At 43.4% G+C, this 19,705-nt stretch carries 21 protein-coding genes; 16 read left to right on the top strand and 5 right to left on the bottom strand.

Annotation, left to right across the window (positions count from 1 at the left end):
- The 3 genes from ABTQ23_RS20295 to ABTQ23_RS20305 form a co-directional block, all read left to right on the top strand.
- Positions 1–118, top strand: a 118-nt coding sequence (locus tag ABTQ23_RS20295; RefSeq protein WP_408617617.1) for an IS3 family transposase, incomplete at its 5' end; no start/stop codon positions are given.
- A gap of 334 nt (positions 119–452) precedes the next feature.
- Entirely contained in the window at positions 453–890 is a 438-nt protein-coding gene (locus ABTQ23_RS20300) for a hypothetical protein (protein WP_408617590.1), read from the top strand.
- 40 nt (positions 891–930) lie between these two features.
- Positions 931–1,284 carry a hypothetical protein gene (locus tag ABTQ23_RS20305; protein ID WP_408617591.1) on the top strand — a complete coding sequence of 118 codons (354 nt, stop codon included), beginning with the start codon at positions 931–933 and terminating at the stop codon, positions 1,282–1,284.
- A 150-nt stretch (positions 1,285–1,434) separates the two neighbouring features.
- On the opposite strand, the gene ABTQ23_RS20310 is transcribed toward ABTQ23_RS20305, so the two are convergent.
- The 3 genes from ABTQ23_RS20310 to ABTQ23_RS20320 all read right to left on the bottom strand — a co-directional run bounded on the left by ABTQ23_RS20310 (position 1,435) and on the right by ABTQ23_RS20320 (position 3,596).
- Positions 1,435–1,845, bottom strand: coding sequence for a nuclear transport factor 2 family protein (locus tag ABTQ23_RS20310; RefSeq protein WP_408617592.1), 411 nt, complete (start codon positions 1,843–1,845; stop codon positions 1,435–1,437).
- A 15-nt stretch (positions 1,846–1,860) separates the two neighbouring features.
- The gene (locus tag ABTQ23_RS20315; protein WP_408617593.1) at positions 1,861–2,286 is read right to left on the bottom strand and encodes an Rrf2 family transcriptional regulator; all 426 of its coding nucleotides are present in this window, start codon (positions 2,284–2,286) and stop codon (positions 1,861–1,863) included.
- A 281-nt stretch (positions 2,287–2,567) separates the two neighbouring features.
- Complete coding sequence (locus tag ABTQ23_RS20320; RefSeq protein WP_408617594.1) at positions 2,568–3,596, bottom strand: S66 family peptidase; 1,029 nt, start codon at positions 3,594–3,596, stop codon at positions 2,568–2,570.
- Positions 3,597–3,845: 249 nt separating this feature from the next.
- On the opposite strand from ABTQ23_RS20320, the gene ABTQ23_RS20325 reads away from it, so the two are divergent.
- Positions 3,846–4,064, top strand: coding sequence for a hypothetical protein (locus tag ABTQ23_RS20325; protein ID WP_408617595.1), 219 nt, complete (start codon positions 3,846–3,848; stop codon positions 4,062–4,064).
- A 194-nt stretch (positions 4,065–4,258) separates the two neighbouring features.
- Positions 4,259–5,062 (top strand): nucleoside triphosphate pyrophosphohydrolase, encoded by an 804-nt coding sequence (gene mazG / locus ABTQ23_RS20330; protein ID WP_408617596.1) that lies wholly within the window; start codon positions 4,259–4,261, stop codon positions 5,060–5,062.
- Positions 5,063–5,072: 10 nt separating this feature from the next.
- Here the strand turns inward: mazG and acs are convergent, their stop codons facing one another.
- Positions 5,073–6,986: an acetate--CoA ligase gene (acs, locus tag ABTQ23_RS20335; protein WP_408617597.1), complete on the bottom strand. Its 1,914-nt coding sequence runs from the start codon at positions 6,984–6,986 to the stop codon at positions 5,073–5,075.
- Positions 6,987–7,432: 446 nt separating this feature from the next.
- Between acs and pyrG the strand changes: the two genes are divergently transcribed.
- The 11 genes from pyrG to rpoS all read left to right on the top strand — a co-directional run bounded on the left by pyrG (position 7,433) and on the right by rpoS (position 16,992).
- Positions 7,433–9,070, top strand: a complete 1,638-nt coding sequence (pyrG, locus tag ABTQ23_RS20340) for a CTP synthase (RefSeq protein ID WP_408617598.1) — start codon at positions 7,433–7,435, stop codon at positions 9,068–9,070.
- Positions 9,071–9,120: 50 nt separating this feature from the next.
- Complete coding sequence (eno, locus tag ABTQ23_RS20345) at positions 9,121–10,419, top strand: phosphopyruvate hydratase (protein ID WP_408617599.1); 1,299 nt, start codon at positions 9,121–9,123, stop codon at positions 10,417–10,419.
- A gap of 231 nt (positions 10,420–10,650) precedes the next feature.
- Positions 10,651–10,941 carry a cell division protein FtsB gene (gene ftsB, locus ABTQ23_RS20350; RefSeq protein ID WP_408617600.1) on the top strand — a complete coding sequence of 97 codons (291 nt, stop codon included), beginning with the start codon at positions 10,651–10,653 and terminating at the stop codon, positions 10,939–10,941.
- Complete coding sequence (gene ispD / locus ABTQ23_RS20355; RefSeq protein WP_408617601.1) at positions 10,934–11,620, top strand: 2-C-methyl-D-erythritol 4-phosphate cytidylyltransferase; 687 nt, start codon at positions 10,934–10,936, stop codon at positions 11,618–11,620. Before ftsB ends, ispD begins: the two co-directional genes overlap by 8 nt.
- Before the next feature lie 2 nt (positions 11,621–11,622).
- Positions 11,623–12,102 (top strand): 2-C-methyl-D-erythritol 2,4-cyclodiphosphate synthase, encoded by a 480-nt coding sequence (ispF, locus tag ABTQ23_RS20360; RefSeq protein WP_408617602.1) that lies wholly within the window; start codon positions 11,623–11,625, stop codon positions 12,100–12,102.
- Positions 12,095–13,117 carry a tRNA pseudouridine(13) synthase TruD gene (truD, locus tag ABTQ23_RS20365; protein WP_408617603.1) on the top strand — a complete coding sequence of 341 codons (1,023 nt, stop codon included), beginning with the start codon at positions 12,095–12,097 and terminating at the stop codon, positions 13,115–13,117. Before ispF ends, truD begins: the two co-directional genes overlap by 8 nt.
- Positions 13,118–13,126: 9 nt before the next feature.
- Positions 13,127–13,879, top strand: coding sequence for a 5'/3'-nucleotidase SurE (surE, locus tag ABTQ23_RS20370; protein ID WP_408617604.1), 753 nt, complete (start codon positions 13,127–13,129; stop codon positions 13,877–13,879).
- Positions 13,880–13,884: 5 nt separating this feature from the next.
- Positions 13,885–14,520 (top strand): protein-L-isoaspartate(D-aspartate) O-methyltransferase, encoded by a 636-nt coding sequence (locus ABTQ23_RS20375; RefSeq protein WP_408617605.1) that lies wholly within the window; start codon positions 13,885–13,887, stop codon positions 14,518–14,520.
- Positions 14,517–15,092 carry a YqaA family protein gene (locus ABTQ23_RS20380; RefSeq protein WP_408617606.1) on the top strand — a complete coding sequence of 192 codons (576 nt, stop codon included), beginning with the start codon at positions 14,517–14,519 and terminating at the stop codon, positions 15,090–15,092. Before ABTQ23_RS20375 ends, ABTQ23_RS20380 begins: the two co-directional genes overlap by 4 nt.
- Before the next feature lie 94 nt (positions 15,093–15,186).
- Positions 15,187–15,960: a peptidoglycan DD-metalloendopeptidase family protein gene (locus ABTQ23_RS20385; RefSeq protein WP_408617607.1), complete on the top strand. Its 774-nt coding sequence runs from the start codon at positions 15,187–15,189 to the stop codon at positions 15,958–15,960.
- Positions 15,961–16,014: 54 nt separating this feature from the next.
- Positions 16,015–16,992, top strand: coding sequence for an RNA polymerase sigma factor RpoS (rpoS, locus tag ABTQ23_RS20390; RefSeq protein ID WP_408617608.1), 978 nt, complete (start codon positions 16,015–16,017; stop codon positions 16,990–16,992).
- A 99-nt stretch (positions 16,993–17,091) separates the two neighbouring features.
- Here rpoS and mutS read toward each other — a convergent pair whose 3' ends face one another.
- Entirely contained in the window at positions 17,092–19,674 is a 2,583-nt protein-coding gene (gene mutS, locus ABTQ23_RS20395; RefSeq protein ID WP_408617609.1) for a DNA mismatch repair protein MutS, read from the bottom strand.
- Positions 19,675–19,705 lie beyond the last annotated feature (31 nt).

Here is a 19,705-nt window from a genome sequence, read left to right on the forward strand (position 1 = left end):
TAATTATATTGAGATGTTTTATAACCCGAAACGACAACATAGTTCCAATAATGGGCTATCGCCGTTAGAGTATGAGCATCAGTATTTTAATGAGGCTAAAAGTCGTCTAGTGAAGTAGTGGCGATTCATGATTTGCTTTATGAACTAACCTCAAAAGAATCTGATGAAATGATATTGAGACTAGTGCATAAGGTGGAAAATAAGAACTTAAAAGAGAGTTTGTTTGACGCATTAGCATATAAAGGCTCATAACCACAATTGCTGTATTCTAAAAAAGATTGACCAAGCCTTGCAGAATAATTTTGATAAAGTCTGTGGATCTCTGCTACTTAGTGCCACTAAAGGTAAATTACTGACCTATTGGCACGATAGTGAATGACGTAAAGTGATATACCTGAGCCTAAACACATTGCCTAAACACATTTGCGCAGGAAGTACTGAAGGCCTTACCTATGAATTTAAAGCAATTGTTAGAAAAAGCAGTTGAGACAGAAAGCTTTAAGAGAGAATGTTATGATGACATCGAATCGATCTTTGAAGATTTGAGTGGTTTTTGTAGTGGGTATATTTATAAAGATCGAACGGTTAAGTTTGCCCTCGAAGATGATGTGCTCGCAGATTATGTCGTTTTTAACTCATGCCCTCACTATCCTGGGATAAACATGTATTCATTTGATTCGATTCAAGAGGTCGAATCTCATCTGATCTCTGATGGCAGTATTCTAAATGAATTCACCGGTTTTAGTGTCGTATTTCACGGGAACCTAGAACTGCCTTATGAGATTTGGTTTCGCAATGAGCAAAATATTGATACTAAATTTATTAAGTTGCAGCAAAAAGACTCCGCAAATAAATATCGAGAAGCAGTCGTAAAATGGCTATCACAATAAATATTGGTGAATATACAAGGCGTTGCAATAGAACTGACTTATGAGCGAATATAGATACACAAAAGAAGACAGAATAAAGCAGCTGAAGATTCTCATCCCAGCTCTTGAAAATCTTATTGCATATTTAAAAGAAAATAAGCTTTTTTTAGAACAGGTGGGTTCCTATGAAAGCGCTCTCGAACAGGCCAGACGATTGCTTATGGAAGGTTTTACCCAACAGGAGCTCAGTGCACTTGGCAGATCTGTCTCTGATCTGTTTTTCAGGCACAAAGAGTGGGTTCCCCCGTTTGAACAAGAAAATTTAGAACCTGCAAAATGGTTTGTAGAGTTAGAAAAATATTTGCAGCCCGCACTGTCAGCTGCTGGTATTCTGAGTATTATCGGCTACTACTAAATCTCATGCGCACGGCGTATTTGGCTAGAAATTAGCGATTAATGATATTGGGGCATTCTAACATCGATTAAATCAGAAGAGGTTAGTGGTGCTCGCTAAGTTCTATAATGGTATAGATTTTTAAAAATACGGTGCCCATTGACGACTTTCTTAATTTACTTGTGAGGCGTTTGAAACCACAACGCTATTTTCCATCATCAAAAATGAGTGAATTAGCCCATCCGTGATATCTAGCACAATGACAAAAGGGGTTTCCATCGATTTTTCCGTCACTAAATCGAGAGCTGCTAACTCACCATATATCATCACTCTTTGCTCATTTGCCAATATATCATGCACCGCAAAATGTGTTCTCTGGAGTCTTTTTCCTGATTCAACTATAAAATGGGCTACCGCGTCTTTACCGTATTGCTGACCAATCCATGGGTAAGCGGCTTGATTGCCTGGAATATTCCACGTCACATCTTCAGCAAATAATTCACAAACAGCGGATGCTGGTGAGCCATCGGCAAGTCGTTGCAGCAATGTCTGCGCAATGCTCATGTTGGTCTTCATTGTCATTAAATTACTCCACTTTTACTTGTTGTTTTTTAAATTGATGTCATCCAACATGTCTTGAATACTGAGCTGCATGAGCTTTTGGTCAACTTCGTGTTGAAGGGTGTTTCTCACCTCTGTCAATGTTTGCTGAATATTTGAGCTAATCGAACATGAGGCCACTTTTTCGTAATGGTGAATGGCAAATAAGCTAGGGGCATTTACGGCCCGATAAACATCGAGCAATGAAATATCCTTTGCTTCACGCACCAAGCTGTTACCACCATTGCGCCCGCGCGATGAGAGCACTAACCCGTTTTTAGCCAGTTTCCCAACAATCCTCTTAACGAAGATGGGATTGGTATTAACGCTTTGTGCTAATTGGGACGTATTTACATGCGCATACTTCGCAATTCCCACCAAAATATGCACTGCAATTGAAAACTGGGTATTGTCAGATGCCATGCCCATACCTTAATCACGTATCTATTTTGCTAACCATAACATTAAAAAACATAAAAGGATACTTCACTGATATCCTTTTATGTTCTTAAGCGTTCCTCGCCTGCGACCATAATAAAGTTCGTTAAAAATAAAGGGATTGGGGCCGATTTTAGTAGCTAAAATGCAGCACGGCACCGCTGGATAGGATGCCGTCCGTGATGGACGTGAATAAAACCACACATCAAGCAAATATACTCTATACGCCCAGAACGGCCTATTTATGCAATCTGGGAAGTTCTTTATTATATGAGGTGCTGACTGATTACTCCCACATCATCCAGTTCTACCTTTACCACAGCCCCATTAATAAGAGTAAGGTTTGGAGGGAAGTGACCAATATCTAGATCAATCATCACAGGTATCCCAATGTTTGTCAGGCTATTTTCTATGGCTTCATAATAAGTAAGAGCCTGTTCACTATCTGGATCGGGGGCAGCACTTCTTCCTAGAAGTAATCCATTGATATGTGAGAATACCCCTCTAAATTTCATGTTAAAAATTGTCCGAGTCAGCTCTGCTGGTGACATCTCGGCATTCTCTAGATAAAGCACTATCCCTTCGGGATAGCTCTTAGAAAGTGCTTTCAATTCCAAGTATTCGGTTTCGAACAGGTGAGATAACGTATCCCAACACCCACCAATCAACCTACCTTTTATAACAGTACCAGAGGTTGGCTTCACCAACCATTTCCAGCATGATTTTGTGTCAGGCGTAATGCCACTTTTGGGGTTGTTGACGATATCTGGCCAGCTACTAGCGTACATAGGTGATGCCACTTGAGAAAACTCTGCACCTATAGGTGTCCCTAAGTTTTTTAGAGTATTGGCAGTTAGTGGGTCTAGAGCTTCTGGGGTTAAGTCCATGAGATTAGAGCAATGTGCACTAGCCCAACGAAGTTTACTCGTGAGTGTTGTAGCCAAGGTACTGACATCTGAGAAGCCTAAGATCCACTTCGGCCTTACTTGTTTTAGCTTGGGAAAATCTAGGTAAGGAAGAATTTCTATAGCTAACTCTCCACCCCATGGGGGGAAAATTGCGTCAATACTTTCATCCGTTAAAAATGACATCAATTCTTTTACACGTTGCTCAATCGGAGCACTTACGTGTTTTTCTTGTCCATACAGGCAGTCACCAACAACTACCTTAAAGCCTTGTGCTAGGAGATGTTCTTTTACAACTTGAAACCTTGCTTCATGTTTTTCAGCTATACCTGATGAAAATGCGGTGATTGCTATAGTGCTGCCTGGTTGCAAAGGATTCGGGTATTTCATTGTTTTTTCTTATTAATTTTAGCCTGTTATGAAAATACCTATTAACCATTTTAATTACAACAAAGTAGGTATAAATATGCCCTTACTATTAAGATGCACGCTAGAGCTTATTGCTCTATTCTGGGAGTTTACTTTCATCGTCTGTACTGCCAATCATGAACATAAGTACTGCGATTTAAATGGCGAGACCTGCCACTGAAAAAACATATCACATTGTTTTATTTAAATTTATGGATGTAACAATAAAGGATGATATACATCGATAGAGTAGGGAAAATCGTTCAGGGCGATGATGTCGATTGCGAAGTGATGGTCACTCGAGCAACTGATGGCTCGGGCGCCTATTACATTCTGATAAGTGAGAACTTTAGCTCTTTGACAACCGAGAAATATGACAGTTGGGTCGAAACATTTGAAGATGTCGAAGAGTATTTCAATGAGTCAAATTGGGCTATTGAGTGGCAGTAGGTGGTTTGGCGATAGCAAGATGAAAATCATCTAGAAATTTACGATTAGTTTCTTTATTAACACGAAACCGAATTGCTATTTTCATCATCGCGTCTAATTAAGGGCAACCACTGTTTTTTGATTCGTCATTGCTCAGTTGCTTTTTAGGCAATTCTTGCGGGAGAATCATTTATCGTTTTCTTAAAGGAATTTTTATGTCGGCTTTTAATCCACCTTATACGATAGAAACGCTGTTAGCGATTATGGCGCAGCTGCGCGATCCTCAGCAAGGGTGCCCTTGGGACTTGCGTCAAAGCTTTGAGACATTGGTTCCGCACTCTATTGAAGAAGTTTATGAAGTAGCTGAAGCGGTGCGCTTGAATGACGATGACGATTTGCGTTTAGAGTTAGGCGATCTGTTGTTTCAGGTGGTTTTCTTCGCGCAGATTGCTAAAGAGCATCAACAGTTTGATTTTGCTTCGATTATTGATGGTCTATGTGAAAAGTTGCTGCGTCGTCATCCTCATGTTTTTGGCCATGCGCAATTTGCTAACGAAGCGCAGGTCAATGCGAACTGGGAGGCGGAAAAGGCCAAAGAGCGAGCCGACAAAAAGGCGCAAAGCGTGCTTGATGATGTACCTTTAGCTCTGCCTGCTTTAAGCCGTGCCCAGAAACTACAAAAGCGTGCTGCTAATGTCGGGTTTGACTGGGACAATGCTCAGCAGGTCACCGATAAAGTGGCCGAAGAGCTTGAAGAGGTTAAAGTTGAGCAACAGCGACTAGACAATGATGCGTTAGCCGAAGAGATTGGCGATTTGTTATTTGCCAGTGTTAATTTGGCTCGCAAGCATGGTTTTGATAGTGAAACGTTGCTGCGTAAAGCCAATGAAAAATTTGAGCGACGTTTTCGCCAAGTTGAACAATTAGCCGCACAAAGCGATAAGCCAATGAGCGAGCACGCAATTGATGAGCTGGAAAATTACTGGGTTCAAGTAAAGGCTCAGGAAAAAGCTCTCTGAGCCTTTCAAGTTAGCGTTTTACATCAACAAGCGCTTCATTGATGATAATTTCAACGATTTGCTCATCAAGTAGCGTTGATGTATCTCCAAGTGAGGTGGCATCTCCGGCGGCAATTTGGCGCAAGATACGACGCATAATCTTGCCGCTGCGAGTTTTCGGCAGATTCGGCACGATTTGAATTAAATCGGGTTTGGCGATTGGGCCAATCAGTTTATTCACGCCTTGTTCGATACTTTGTTTAATGCCCGCTTCGCCACCTGTTGACGTTTGAGGACAAACGACAAAGGCATAAATTCCCTGACCTTTAATAGGATGTGGATAGCCAACGACTGCCGATTCATTGACCAGTGGATGTTCGTTAATGGCATTTTCTATCTCGGCTGTGCCAAGGCGGTGTCCTGATACATTAATGACATCATCAACACGGCCCAAGATGCGATAATAGCCATCTTCATCGCGGCGCACACCATCACCAGAAAAATAGCAGTGTTTAAACTGGCTGAAGTAGGTTTGTTTAAACCGTTCATGATCGCCCCAGATACTTCGAGCCATTCCCGGCCACGGGTAACGGATACAGAGATTGCCTTCGACTGAGTTGCCCAGCTGCTCTTCGCCATCGTTATTGATAATCACTGGTTGAATACCAGGTAATGGCAAGGTCGCAAATGATGGTTTGGTCGGAGTCACCCCAGCGATTGGCGCAATCATCACGCCACCAGTCTCAGTTTGCCACCAAGTATCAACGACTGGGCAGCGATTTTGCCCAATGTGGTCATGCACCCAGTGCCAAGCATCTTCATTGATAGGCTCGCCAACGGTACCGATGACTTTAAGTGAACTTAGCACTTTATCTTCTAGATACTCATTGCCCATCGTTAACAGTGCCCGAATGAGTGTCGGGGCGGTATAAAAGTGGGTCACTTCATATTTGCCGACGATATCCCACATGCGACCTGCATCGGGCCATGTTGGTACACCTTCATACATCACAATATGCGCGCCGTTTAATAACGGGCCATACACCAGATAAGAATGCCCGGTAATCCAGCCCACATCAGCGGTACAAAAATAGACATCGCCACTGTGATATTGAAACACATTGGCAAAGGTGTAGGCGCTGTAAACCATGTAGCCGCCTGTTGAGTGGACAATTCCTTTGGGTTGGCCAGTTGAGCCTGATGTATAGAGAATAAAAAGTGGGTCTTCACTATCGAGAATTTTAGCCGGGCAAGTGGTACTGGTGTCTGCGATAAATTCATCCCACAGAATATCGCGATCCTTTTTCATCGGAACCGTTTTTTCCGTGCGCTGATAGACGACCACTCGCTGAACTAAATCACACTTCTCTAATGCTTCATCAACGATTTGTTTTAAGGCGATGGTTTTGTCGGCGCGATAACCAAAATTAGCTGTCAGGACAATCTTGGCTTTAGCATCAACGATTCGATCGCCGAGCGCTTGAGCCGAAAATCCAGCAAAAACAACCGAATGAATTGCACCAATTCGAGCACAAGCCAATACCGCTATCACTAATTCAGGAACCATCGGCATATATAAAATGACCGTGTCACCTTTTTTAATGCCTTGGCGTTTTAATCCATTCGCAACTTGGTTAACAGCGGCGAATAACTGTTGGTAGCTATAGCGGCGGCTTGCTTCATTTGGGTCATTGGGTTCCCAGTCAATGGCAACTTGCTCGCCATGGGTATAAAGATTTTTTTCGAAGATGTTTTCGGTGATGTTTAATTTTGCATTGCAAAACCAGTGAATAGTCGGTTTTTCAAAATCCCATTGCGCAACATGGCTCCAGCGTTTGTGCCAGTAGAATGAATCAGCCTGTTGGGCCCAAAATTTTTCCGGCTCGCTGACACTTTTTTGATACTCATGAAAGTATCCACCTAGTGTATTGATTTTATTAAACATTATAGATAACTCGTGGTTAGCCGAACTCAGTTTAACCATAGAAGTCACAGATATAACATTCAAAAAAAAGGTTTTTTTACGAAATTTAATTAAAAAGTTGTTATCTACATGAATTTAAAATAAAAGTTAATTTTAAAACGTTTTTTCATGATAATTTTATAAGCATTTTTTGCTAAAAATGTGAGCATTATTGGGCTTTTTTAAAGACTCAAAGGATAAAAAACTGTAAGAGTTGCAGCGCTTTCTGAAAGAAAATTACAAAAATTGATTTGTAACAAAATAATGCCATACTTGCGCTGTTATATTGCTATGGGTTGGCAAAAAGATAGAGACAAAACCCGTAGGAAGAGACGTTTGAATTGTGGATGGATTAGCACGCTGTTATACTACTGACCCGTCTTTTGAAATTCCTAATTCACCGTTTTATCCTTACTTTCAGGTTCGGCATGACTACGAAATATATATTTGTTACCGGGGGCGTTGTGTCCTCGCTTGGGAAAGGTATTGCTGCAGCATCGCTGGCTGCAATTCTGGAAGCCCGTGGTTTAAAAGTCACTATCATGAAGCTGGATCCATATATCAATGTGGACCCAGGGACCATGAGCCCGATTCAGCATGGTGAAGTGTTCGTCACCGAAGACGGAGCTGAAACTGATCTGGATCTTGGTCACTATGAACGATTTATTCGCACCAAGATGTCTCGTCGTAATAACTTCACTACTGGGCGTATCTATGCCGATGTTTTGCGCAAAGAGCGTCGTGGTGATTATTTGGGCGCAACGATTCAGGTTATTCCGCACATTACCAATGCAATTAAAGAACGCATTATTGCTGGTGGTGAAGGGGTTGATGTTGCGCTGGTCGAAATCGGCGGGACAGTCGGTGATATTGAGTCACAACCATTCTTAGAAGCTATTCGTCAGCTGGCCACTGAACTGGGTCGTGAAAACACCATGTTTATGCATTTGACCTTAGTGCCGTATCTGGCAGCTTCTGGTGAAGTGAAAACTAAACCAACCCAACATTCGGTCAAAGAGCTTCGCTCGATTGGGATTCAACCCGATATCCTGATCTGTCGTAGTGAACATGCTGTCCCTGCGCATGAGCGTAGTAAAATTGCTCTGTTTACCAATGTTGTAGAACGCGCAGTTATTACACTACGCGATGTTGACAGTATTTATAAAATCCCTGCACTTTTAAAATCACAAGGTCTTGATGAACTTGTGACTCAGCGTTTTGGCTTAGAATGCCCTGAAGCTGATTTAAGTGAATGGGAACAGGTTATCTATGAAGAAGCTAACCCAACCAAAGAGATTGTTATTGGTATGGTGGGTAAATATGTTGAGCTTCCTGATGCGTATAAATCTGTCAATGAAGCGCTTAAACATGGTGGTTTGAAAAATCGCCTGAGCGTTAAAATTAAGTATATTGATTCTCAGGATCTTGAGATCAAAGGAACTGATATTTTAGCTGATCTCGATGCTATCTTGGTTCCTGGCGGTTTTGGTTCGCGTGGGATTGAAGGTAAAATCCTAGCTGCACAATATGCTCGCGAAAACAAAATCCCATATCTCGGGATTTGTCTGGGAATGCAGGTTGCACTGATTGAGTTTGCTCGCAATGTCGCTGGAATGGCGGGCGCCCATTCGACAGAATTTGAAACGAAAACACCATACCCAGTCGTCGGTTTGATTACTGAGTGGACCAATGAAGATGGTGAAGTTGAAGTTCGTGATGAAGATTCTGACCTAGGTGGTACTATGCGCTTGGGCTCTCAGTTGTGTCACCTCAAAGAAGGCAGTAAAGTACGTCAGCTTTATGGTAATGCGACAATTTTTGAGCGCCATCGGCACCGTTATGAAGTTAACAATAACTTATTGCCGAAAATTGAAGCAGCAGGTTTGAACGTGACTGGCTTGTCTGCTGATAAAAAGCTGGTAGAAATTATTGAGAATCCGAACCACCCGTGGTTTATTGCATCGCAGTTCCATCCTGAATTTACGTCTACACCACGTGATGGACATCCTTTATTTGAGGGCTTTGTTGCTGCGGCTGGGGAATACAATAAGCAACGTAATTCCTAATAAGCAAAATACGTTTTAAATTCGTTATCTATAACTAGAGGAAGTTAAAAATGGCTAACATCGTTAAAGTCATTGGTCGTGAAATCATCGATTCACGCGGTAATCCAACTGTTGAAGCCGAAGTTCACCTGGAAGGTGGTTTCGTCGGTATGGCTGCCGCTCCATCAGGTGCCTCGACTGGTTCTCGTGAAGCTCTGGAACTGCGTGATGGTGATAAATCTCGCTTCATGGGTAAAGGCGTATTAAAAGCTGTTGGTGCTGTTAACGGCCCAATCGCTGAAGCTCTGATTGGTAAAGATGCTGAAGACCAGACTAACATCGATAAAGTTATGATCGATTTAGACGGTACTGAAAACAAATCTAACTTTGGTGCAAACGCAATTCTGGCTGTTTCTTTGGCAAATGCTAAAGCTGCCGCTGCTGCTAAAGGTATGCCTCTTTACGAACATATCTCTGTACTGAACGGTACTCATGGCCAATATTCAATGCCACTGCCAATGATGAACATCCTTAACGGTGGTGAACACGCTGACAACAATGTTGATATCCAAGAATTCATGATCCAGCCAGTTGGCGCGAAAACTCTGCGTGAAGCAGTTCGCATCGGTTCAGAAGTATTCCACAACCTGGCTAAAGTTTTGAAAGGTCGTGGCCTGAGCACTGCTGTTGGTGACGAAGGTGGTTTTGCTCCTAACTTAGGTTCTAACGCTGAAGCTTTGGCTGTTATCAAAGAAGCTGTTGCTGCTGCAGGTTACAAACTGGGTGTTGATGTCACTCTGGCTATGGACTGTGCTGCTTCAGAATTCTACAACAAAGAAACTGGTAACTATGAACTTAAAGGTGAAGGCAAAACCTACACCGCTCAGGAGTTCACTCACGTTCTGGAAAAACTGACTGAAGAATATCCAATCGTTTCTATCGAAGATGGTTTGGATGAATCTGACTGGGAAGGTTTTGCTTATCAGACTAAAGTTCTGGGCGATAAAATCCAGTTGGTTGGTGATGACCTGTATGTAACTAACACCAAAATCTTCAAACGTGGTATCGAAGAAGGTATCACTAACTCAATCCTGATTAAATTCAACCAGATCGGTTCACTGACTGAAACTCTGGCTGCTATTAAAATGGCGAAAGATGCAGGCTATACAACTGTTATCTCTCACCGTAGTGGTGAAACAGAAGATTCAACTATTGCTGACTTGGCTGTTGGTACTGCAGCAGGCCAGATCAAAACTGGTTCTATGAGCCGTAGTGACCGTATCGCTAAATACAACCAGCTGATTCGTATCGAAGAAGCGCTGGGTGAAAAAGCACCGTTTAACGGCCTGAAAGAAGTTAAAGGTCAGTAATAATCCTGCCTTTGTGGCAGTTATCACTGATTATCTAGCTTTAAACCCAGCCTACTGATGTAGGCTGGGTTTTTTTATGTCTATGGCGATTCGTTGCCAGTTAGGCAAAACCACGGTGTTTTAAAAAGCAGCCTGATATACTTATGGTTAAAATGCATTTTGGGGATTGATTCAATAGTGGAGTATTACGAGCGAATGTGGGATGATCGGCTGCACTTTGGAGGAGGCTTCATGCGGTTGTTAACCTTAATACTATTGGCATTGCTGCTATTGCTACAATACGACTTATGGTTTGGTAAAAATTCGCTCAGCGATTATTTTCAGGCAAAACACGAAGTGGTTGATCAACTGCAGAAAAATCAAAAGCTCATGCAGCGTAATAAAGTTCTGACCGCAGAGATTGATGATCTGCGCAATGGCGATGGCGCCGTTGAAGAACACGCGCGTAATGAACTAGGCCTTATTCGCCAAAACGAAACCTTCTATCGCTTTATTCCTGCTCAATCTAAATCAAATGAATAAATCAGTAAGCTTTACCGCCGTGATTCCTGCGGCCGGGATCGGCCAGCGTATGGCCTGTGATTATCCAAAACAATATTTGCCTATTAATGGGCAAGCGATGTTGTCGCACAGCGTGCGATTATTTCTAGAACATCCTGCGATTGAGCGTGTGGTCGTTGCACTGAATTGCCAAGATCAATGGTTTTCTGGCCTTGAAATCGCCAATCATTCTAAAATATCGACAGTCATCGGTGGTGAGCAGCGCGTTGATTCGGTGTTAGCCGCTCTTGATGTCATTGAATCAAATCAGTGGGTTTTAGTGCATGATGCCGCGCGCCCTTGTTTAGTCAAAGATGATCTCGACAAGCTGATTACACTCGCTAAGAACAATCAATGTGCAATTTTGGCAAGCCCGGTGCGTGACACCATGAAACGCGCTGTGTCTGGTATCATCGACCACACGGTGGATCGCAATGAACTTTGGCATGCCATGACGCCTCAAAGCTTTCCATGTGGCAAATTGCGCCAGGTTTTACGAGAAGCTCTCATTGCAGGTGTTAATGTCACCGATGAAGCATCTGCTATGGAGTGGGCGGGTGAAGCGGTTCATTTAGTAACGGCTCGGCAGGATAATTTAAAAGTCACGCATCCTGAAGATTTAGCTTTGGCTGAATTTATACTGGCGCGGCAAAAGAGGTAAATATGATTCGAATTGGCCATGGCTTCGATGTGCACCGCTTTGGTGGCGTTGGACCGCTAACTATTAATGGCGTAAAAATTCCGTATGAGCAGGGATTTATTGCCCATTCTGATGGCGATGTTGCGTTGCATGCTGTATGTGATGCGCTGCTTGGTGCGCTTGCGCTAGGCGATATTGGCCATCACTTCCCTGACACCGATCCCGCCTATAAAGGCATTGATAGCCGCGAATTACTTAAACATGTTTATCAAAGCGTAAAAGATAAAGGTTATCAGCTGGTCAATCTGGATGTCACGATTATTGCCCAAGCGCCTAAAATGGCACCCCATATTGAGCAGATGCGTGAGCAACTGAGCTTGTGCTTAGAATGCCAGCTTGATCAAATTAATGTCAAAGCGACAACCTCCGAGCAGTTGGGATTTACTGGCCGCAAAGAAGGGATTGCCTGCCATTGCGTTGCGTTAGTGAGCCAATATGCTTGATTCTTTGGCTTATTTACACGGTAAACCCACTGCGCGTGCAGCTTTTAAGGTAGTGCCTGAAGATTTTAAAGTGACTGAAGTATTACCTTTTGCGCCGAGTGGGCAAGGGGAGCACGTTTTTATCCAACTGCAAAAGCGTGGTGAAAATACGCTGTGGGCTGCTAATGCTCTGGCTAAAAGCTTAAAGGTTTCGCCTAAAGTGGTTAGCTTCACCGGTCTTAAAGACCGCCAAGGGGTGACGACTCAGTGGTTCAGTATTCAGTTGCCGCAATCTTCAAAGATTTCTTTATCATCAATCTCGCTGCCTTCATCTTTGCAAGTTTTGCAGGTTTCTCGCCATCAGAAAAAGTTGCGCCGAGGAACACTCAAAGGCAATCAATTTGTTATCACCCTTAAAGATGTCTCTTCAATTGATGAGATGATTAAGCGGTTAGAATTAATTAAAGAGCAGGGGGTTCCTAATTATTTTGGTCCCCAGCGATTTGGTCATGATGGTAATAATTTAGCCAAAGCTGCTCAAATGTTCGCCGGAAAAAGGATAAAAGATCGAGAAAAACGAGGCTTATACTTGTCAGCAGCCCGAAGTATGCTGTTTAATCAAGTAGCTAGCGCCAGAGTACAGGCTCATTTACAACAAAGCTTAATACTTGGTGATTGTGTTCTGTTAAAAGGAAGTCACTCGTTTTTTGTGGTCGATACGATTGATGAAACTATTCAATCGCGTTTGGCAAGCGCTGATATTCAGATATCTGCGCCGCTGTTTGGTGATGGCCAATTGCCTGCAACTGACGACGCTAGAGAGTTTGAACAAGCTCAATTAGCTGCTTATCCAGAATTTTGCCAAGGGCTTTCAAAAGCGCGTTTAAAGCAAGAGCGTCGCGCGTTGATGGTCGTTCCTGAGCAATTAAAATGGCAGATAATTGATACACATACATTACAATTAGAATTTTTTCTACCTGCTGGTTGTTATGCAACTAGCATTATTCGAGAGTTAGTCAATATTTGTCCAGGTTAAGGAGAATGTATGAGAATATTGGTCAGTAATGACGATGGGGTAAATGCACCGGGAATCCGAGCTTTGAGTGATGCCTTGTCAACCATTGCGCAGGTGACCACCATCGCTCCGGACCGTAACTGCAGTGGTGCTAGTAATTCGCTGACATTAGAACAGCCACTGCGAGTACAAAAATTAGAAAATGGCTTTTATTCCGTTAATGGTACGCCAACCGATAGTGTTCATTTAGCCATTAATGCGTTATTAGAGAAGCAGCCTGATTTGGTCGTCAGTGGTATTAATCGCGGCGCTAATTTGGGTGACGATGTGTTGTATTCTGGAACCGTCGCTGCGGCAACCGAAGGGCGAATGATGGGACTGCCCGCGATTGCAATATCGCTTACGGGCAATCAACCTTTTCATTATCATACGGCGGCAAAAGTTGCACTAAAACTGGTGCAAAATGCCAGTGCCTATAGCTTATCGGGCAGCACTATTTTGAACGTCAATGTGCCGGATTGCCCTTATGAAGATCTCAAAGGATTTCGAGTCACCCGTTTGGGCAATCGTCGTCATGCTGAGCCTGTTATTGTCGATGAAGACCCTCGAGGACAAGCTATTTACTGGATTGGGCCTCCAGGAGAACTCGCTGATGCGGGCCCCGGAACAGATTTTTCAGCGATTGAACAAGGGTATGTTTCAATTACAGCTCTGAGTGTGGATATGACTGCTCATGAGCAGCTTAAAAGCACGCAACAGTGGATTAACCAATTGGAGATATAATTATTATGCAGTTGGGGACAACTCCGCAGAGTCTCAATCTTTGTCAGCAACTGCGGGAACAGGGAATTACCAATGAACAGGTATTAGCAGCGATTGCTAATTTACCTCGTCAGTATTTTGTCGATGAAGCGTTGTCCCATAAAGCGTGGGATAACGCAGCATTGCCTATCGGACAAGGGCAGACTTTGTCGCAACCATATATCGTGGCTCGCATGACTGAGCTTTTGATGGACGTAAAGGCGCGACGAGTGTTGGAAATTGGTACCGGGTCCGGATTTCAAACCGCTGTGCTGGCTCAGTTGTTTGAAGAGGTCTATTCTGTGGAACGAATTAAGACTCTGCAGTTTCAGGCCAAAAGGCGGTTAAATAATTTAGATTTACATAATATTTGGACCAAACATGGTGATGGTTGGCAAGGATGGCCGGCACGAGCACCATTTGATGCAATTATTGTCACAGCCGCAGCCGTTGAGCTACCCGCTCAGCTTACCGAACAGCTCTGTGATGGTGGCATTTTGATTATTCCGCTGGGCGCTGAGCAGCAATCGCTGTATCGCATTGAACGCAAGGGTTCCCAGCTATTTCAACAACAAATCGAATCGGTGCGTTTTGTTCCGTTGATTAACGGTGAGTTAGCTTGAAGATATTTACCGCTCTTTATGATTGGGCATTGCGCTGGTCGCAAAAAAAGCATGCGCCATATTATCTGGCATTAATGAGTTTTGTTGAGTCAATATTTTGGCCTATTCCAGTGGATGTTATGTTGGCGCCAATGGCGTTAACTCGGCCACAAAAGGCATGGCGATTTGCCCTAATTGCGACATTTTTTTCAGTTGCTGGAGCGGTGATAGGTTACTATCTGGGGCGTTATTTCTATGATTTATTAACACCTGCCATTAATGCTGTTGGTTACCAAAGCGAAATGCAGATGGTGCAAGGTTGGTTTACTAAGTGGGGTGTGTGGATAGTTTTTATCGCTGGCTTTTCTCCCATTCCGTATAAAGTGTTTACGATTAGTGCCGGCCTTTTACAAATGCTATTCTGGCCTTTTATTGTCGCATCGTTGATTGGTCGGGGAATGCGCTTTTTTCTAGTAGCCGGGTTAATGAAATGGGGTGGCAAGAAAATGGAGGAAAAACTTCGACAATATATCGATTGGCTGGGGTGGATCGTTGTAATTGGCGCCGTTATCGCCATTTTGGTTTTCAGATAATGGTTGCTGTGACATGTTCGGTCTAAAATGTACCAGCATTAGCATTATTCTTGTTATTTTTTTATGCAGCGCTTGTAGTAGCGAGCCGCGGCCAGTGCCTGTGATCGCCGCAGGAACTTATAATAAATACAATCAGGGTGTTCTTGATTTAACGTGGTATAAGGTTAAACGAGGAGATACGCTCTATTCTATCGCTTGGCGCTCTGGATTAGATTTAAAGACGCTCGCTCGAATAAATCACATCCGTTCGCCATATCGGATCTATGTAGGACAACGATTACGTCTGAAATGGCCAAAATCAACACAAAAGGTTCAAAAAACAACCTCTAGTAAAGCTGTATCTCGATCACATTATTCGAAAAAAACGGCTTCCACAGCAAAAAAACAAATAATTAAACAAAAAAAACACAAATCTGTTGTTGTAACCAAACCAACAAAGCAGTATGTTGAATCTGTGCCAAGCAAAAATAAGCTGGATATCAATAAAAGTGGTGCAATAGATCACTGGGTATGGCCGACCAAAGGACGTATCTTAAGCGGATTTTCCAGTAAAGTAACAGGCAACAAAGGCATAGATATTGCTGGCCATCGGAATCAGCCAATTTTAGCAGCAGCGGCAGGTCGGGTGGTATATGCGGGGAATGCACTTCGCGGATACGGCAATTTGATAATTATTAAGCATAATAACGATTATTTGAGCGCTTATGCACATAATAGTCGTATTCTGGTGAAAGAACATCAGACAGTTAAAGCGGGACAGCACATTGCCGATATGGGTGAAACCGGTACCACGAGTATTAGGCTTCACTTCGAGATTCGGTATAAGGGTAAATCGGTAAATCCTTTAAGGTATTTGCCGAAACATTAAACTTGGCTGTTTTCGTGATCGCGTCTACAGCCGGGCTATAAGGGAGATTACCTCATGAGCCAAGCTAAGATCACTGTTGATGTAAACGTAGCTCGAATGAGTGACTATAAAAATGCTGCAAAGGATTCTGTAGCCGAAGACGATCATTTCACCGATTTTGATCCTCAAGATGATTTGATGGCGATGGAACAAGCGAAAAGCTTAGATGCCACTCAGATGTATTTGGGCGAAATTGGTTATTCCCCGCTGTTATCTGCTGAAGAAGAAGTTTTGTTTGCTCGTCGCGCTCTGCGTGGTGACGAAGCCTCAAGACAACGCATGATTGAAAGTAACCTTCGTCTAGTTGTAAAAATTGCTCGCCGTTATAATAATCGAGGCCTTGCCCTGTTGGATTTGATCGAAGAGGGAAATTTAGGTCTTATTCGAGCGGTTGAAAAATTTGATCCAGAAAGAGGTTTCCGTTTTTCTACCTACGCAACTTGGTGGATCCGTCAGACCATAGAACGGGCCATCATGAATCAGACTCGTACCATTCGTTTGCCTATTCATATCGTCAAAGAGTTAAATGTTTATCTGCGAACAGCCCGAGAGTTAGCACAAGAGCTTGATCACGAGCCAACTGCTGATGAAATCGCTGAACGACTTGATAAACCAGTGGATGACGTTTCTAAAATGCTTCGTTTAAACGAACGCATTGGTTCAATTGATAGCCCAATTAGCGGTGAAAATGACAAAGTTCTATTGGATATTGTCGCGGATGAAAACGCTTATGGGCCAGAAGATACCACTCAGGATGATGATATGAAGTCCAGCATTGTACGCTGGTTGGAAGAGCTGAATTCAAAACAGCGAGAAGTACTTTCACGCCGTTTCGGATTGCTTGGTTATGAACCATCAACATTAGAAGATGTTGGTAAAGAGATTGGTTTAACTCGAGAACGAGTACGCCAGATTCAAGTTGAAGCACTGCGTCGACTTCGTGATGTTTTAAGCTCTCAAGGTTTATCACTGGAGTCTATTTTTAAAGTTTAATGACCCACTTCTTCAATAAAAAACAGCGCTTAATTGCGCTGTTTTTGTTTGCTCGCTTAAACGGCTATCAATTCACGCATCAGTTAGATGTCGAAATTCCTAGTTTAAAAGTAACTTTTTAAGCTGGTAAAGTGCATCAAGGGCCTCTCTTGGCGAGAGATCATCTGGGTTCAATGTTTCCAACTTATCAAGAGCTGCGCTGGTAACTTTTTCGGGCTCTGGGAAACTTAGCTGAGTTTGCTGTGCTTCATTGACCATAATAGGTTTTGTTTTTTCTTCTGGCTGCGTCTCTAACTGAGTGAGTTTATGTTGAGCTAAGGTGATTACATCTTTTGGAATACCCGCTAAAGCTGCAACTTGTAATCCATAACTCTTATTGGCCGCGCCAGGCTGAACCTGATGCATAAAGGCGATGGTATCGTCGTGTTCGATGGCATCTAAGTGAACATTGGTTGCCAAAGGCAATGATTCTGCAAGTTCAGTAAGCTCAAAATAATGGGTCGCAAACAGTGTTAATGCGCCTATTTGCGAGAGTTTTTCAGCGCATGCCCACGCCAGTGACAATCCATCATAGGTACTTGTCCCTCGGCCAATTTCATCCATCAGTACTAGGCTATGGCGAGTTGCATTATGCAGAATATTGGCCGTTTCCGTCATCTCTACCATAAAGGTTGAGCGTCCACTGGCTAAATCATCAGAGGCTCCGATACGTGTAAAAATACGGTCAATCTGGCCAATAGTGGCGCGGCTTGCTGGGACGAAACTTCCGATATGAGCCAGCAATACAATCAGTGCACTTTGGCGCATAAAGGTCGATTTACCGCCCATATTGGGACCTGTAATAATCAGGAGCCGCTGCGCATCAGTCAGCTGAGTGGGGTTGGCAATAAAAGGTTGTGAAGTACTTTGCTCAATCACTGGGTGTCGGCCATCTTCAATTAAGATTTGTTCGCTGTTGTCTAAATCAGGACGGCAATAGTTTAGGGTTTGTGCGCGTTCAGCAAGGTTCGCTAGGACATCAAGCTGAGCAATGGCATCACTTGAGCGTTGCAGCTTGCCAATGCTCGGCAATAATTGATTGAGCAGTTCATCATAAAGCCGTTTTTCGAGTGCCAGCGCTTTGCCTTGGCTGGATAGGACTTTATCTTCATACTCTTTAAGTTCTGGAATAATGTAACGTTCCATGTTTTTCAATGTCTGGCGACGAACATAGTAATCTGGAACAAGATGTGATTGGCCACGACTAACTTCAATGTAATAACCGTGTACTTTATTAAAGCCTAATTTGAGTGTGCTGATGCCAGTTAACTCACGCTCGCGCTGTTCAACCTCTGTTAAATAATCGGTTGCGCCGCTGCTAAGTGCGCGCCACTGATCGAGCTCTTCGTTGTAACCTGTGGCAATCACGCCGCCATCGCGAATGAGCACTGGCGGATTTTCCACAACAGCTCGCTCAAGTAAGTTGAGCAACTCTGGAAACTCGCCGATTTCATCGGCTAATTGATGAAGCTGCTGATTATCACTACTTTGTAAAACGGGTTGTAATAGGGGAAGTTGAGTAAATGCGTTTCTTAGTCGGACTAAGTCGCGCGGACGGGCACTTTTAAGCGCTAAACGTGCCAATACTCGCTCTATGTCACCAATATTGCGCAATAGTGGTTGTAGTGCGTCCCCCAAGCTTTGCTCGATAATATGTTCAATCGCATTTTGCCGATGATTCAATATCAAATGATCGGTGATGGGCTGGTGTAGCCAGCGTTTTAGTAAGCGGCTTCCCATGGCCGTGACACAGCGATCAATAACCGAGCTGAGCGTATGGTCGGTGGTCCCTGATAGATTTTGGGTTAACTCTAAATTGCGTCGAGTGGCTGCATCCAGTTGAACATATTGCGAGGTTTTTTCTGCGCTAATGGCTCGCAGATGAGGCAGTTGAGTTCGCTGTGTATCTTTGACATAGCTTAATAAGCAACCCGCAGCGGCTAGTGCCACCGGATAGTCACTGACGCCAAAACCATCTAAATGTTGTGTTCCAAATTGCTGATTTAGTAAAGTGATTGCGGTTTGGGTGTCAAACTCCCACTCACCGCGTCGTCTTAATCCTTTGTAATGTTCCAGTAATGATTCATAAGCAAACATTTCTGGATACAATAATTCGGCTGGGTTAAGCCGTTGCAGCTCAGCACTTAGTTGATCGGTGGATTTAAACTGCTGAATAACAAAGCGCCCGCTGGTGATATCAAACCATGCTAAACCAAAGGTATCCTGCTGATAGCAAACACTTACTAATAGATTATCGCGGCGCTCATCAAGCAGCGCCTCATCACTGACCGTCCCTGGGGTAACAATCCGAATAACTTTGCGCTCAACTGGTCCTTTACTGAGTGCCGGATCGCCAATCTGCTCGCAAATCGCGACAGATTGTCCTTGTTCGACTAATTTGGCCAGATAACTTTCGACTGCGTGATAAGGCACGCCGGCCATTGGGATGGGTTCACCAGCCGATTTTCCGCGTTTAGTTAACGAAATATCCAGTAATTGAGCGGCACGCTTAGCATCATCAAAGAAAAGTTCATAAAAATCACCCATGCGATAGAACAGCAGAATATCTGGATGTTCAGCTTTAATCGTCAGATATTGGCGCATCATAGGAGTGTGCGACGCTAGATTGTCATTTAAAGTCATAAGTATTGCGTAAGCACCTTAAGTCATCAGA

This window comes from Celerinatantimonas sediminis (assembly GCF_046054195.1).
In the GTDB taxonomy this organism is placed as follows: domain Bacteria; phylum Pseudomonadota; class Gammaproteobacteria; order Enterobacterales; family Celerinatantimonadaceae; genus Celerinatantimonas.

Excerpts from the sequence above, each read along its gene's own strand:
- truD (WP_408617603.1), top strand. The coding sequence starts at position 12,095 with ATGCTTGATTCTTTGGCTTATTTACACGGTAAACCCACTGCGCGTGCA.
- ftsB (WP_408617600.1), top strand. The coding sequence starts at position 10,651 with ATGCGGTTGTTAACCTTAATACTATTGGCATTGCTGCTATTGCTACAA.
- pyrG (WP_408617598.1), top strand. The coding sequence starts at position 7,433 with ATGACTACGAAATATATATTTGTTACCGGGGGCGTTGTGTCCTCGCTT.
- rpoS (WP_408617608.1), top strand. The coding sequence starts at position 16,015 with ATGAGCCAAGCTAAGATCACTGTTGATGTAAACGTAGCTCGAATGAGT.
- ABTQ23_RS20300 (WP_408617590.1), top strand. The coding sequence starts at position 453 with ATGAATTTAAAGCAATTGTTAGAAAAAGCAGTTGAGACAGAAAGCTTT.
- surE (WP_408617604.1), top strand. The coding sequence starts at position 13,127 with ATGAGAATATTGGTCAGTAATGACGATGGGGTAAATGCACCGGGAATC.
- ispF (WP_408617602.1), top strand. The coding sequence starts at position 11,623 with ATGATTCGAATTGGCCATGGCTTCGATGTGCACCGCTTTGGTGGCGTT.
- mazG (WP_408617596.1), top strand. The coding sequence starts at position 4,259 with ATGTCGGCTTTTAATCCACCTTATACGATAGAAACGCTGTTAGCGATT.
- ABTQ23_RS20305 (WP_408617591.1), top strand. The coding sequence starts at position 931 with ATGAGCGAATATAGATACACAAAAGAAGACAGAATAAAGCAGCTGAAG.
- ABTQ23_RS20310 (WP_408617592.1), bottom strand. The coding sequence starts at position 1,845 with ATGACAATGAAGACCAACATGAGCATTGCGCAGACATTGCTGCAACGA.
- mutS (WP_408617609.1), bottom strand. The coding sequence starts at position 19,674 with ATGACTTTAAATGACAATCTAGCGTCGCACACTCCTATGATGCGCCAA.
- ABTQ23_RS20320 (WP_408617594.1), bottom strand. The coding sequence starts at position 3,596 with ATGAAATACCCGAATCCTTTGCAACCAGGCAGCACTATAGCAATCACC.
- ABTQ23_RS20315 (WP_408617593.1), bottom strand. The coding sequence starts at position 2,286 with ATGGCATCTGACAATACCCAGTTTTCAATTGCAGTGCATATTTTGGTG.
- ABTQ23_RS20325 (WP_408617595.1), top strand. The coding sequence starts at position 3,846 with ATGATATACATCGATAGAGTAGGGAAAATCGTTCAGGGCGATGATGTC.
- eno (WP_408617599.1), top strand. The coding sequence starts at position 9,121 with ATGGCTAACATCGTTAAAGTCATTGGTCGTGAAATCATCGATTCACGC.
- acs (WP_408617597.1), bottom strand. The coding sequence starts at position 6,986 with ATGTTTAATAAAATCAATACACTAGGTGGATACTTTCATGAGTATCAA.
- ABTQ23_RS20375 (WP_408617605.1), top strand. The coding sequence starts at position 13,885 with ATGCAGTTGGGGACAACTCCGCAGAGTCTCAATCTTTGTCAGCAACTG.
- ispD (WP_408617601.1), top strand. The coding sequence starts at position 10,934 with ATGAATAAATCAGTAAGCTTTACCGCCGTGATTCCTGCGGCCGGGATC.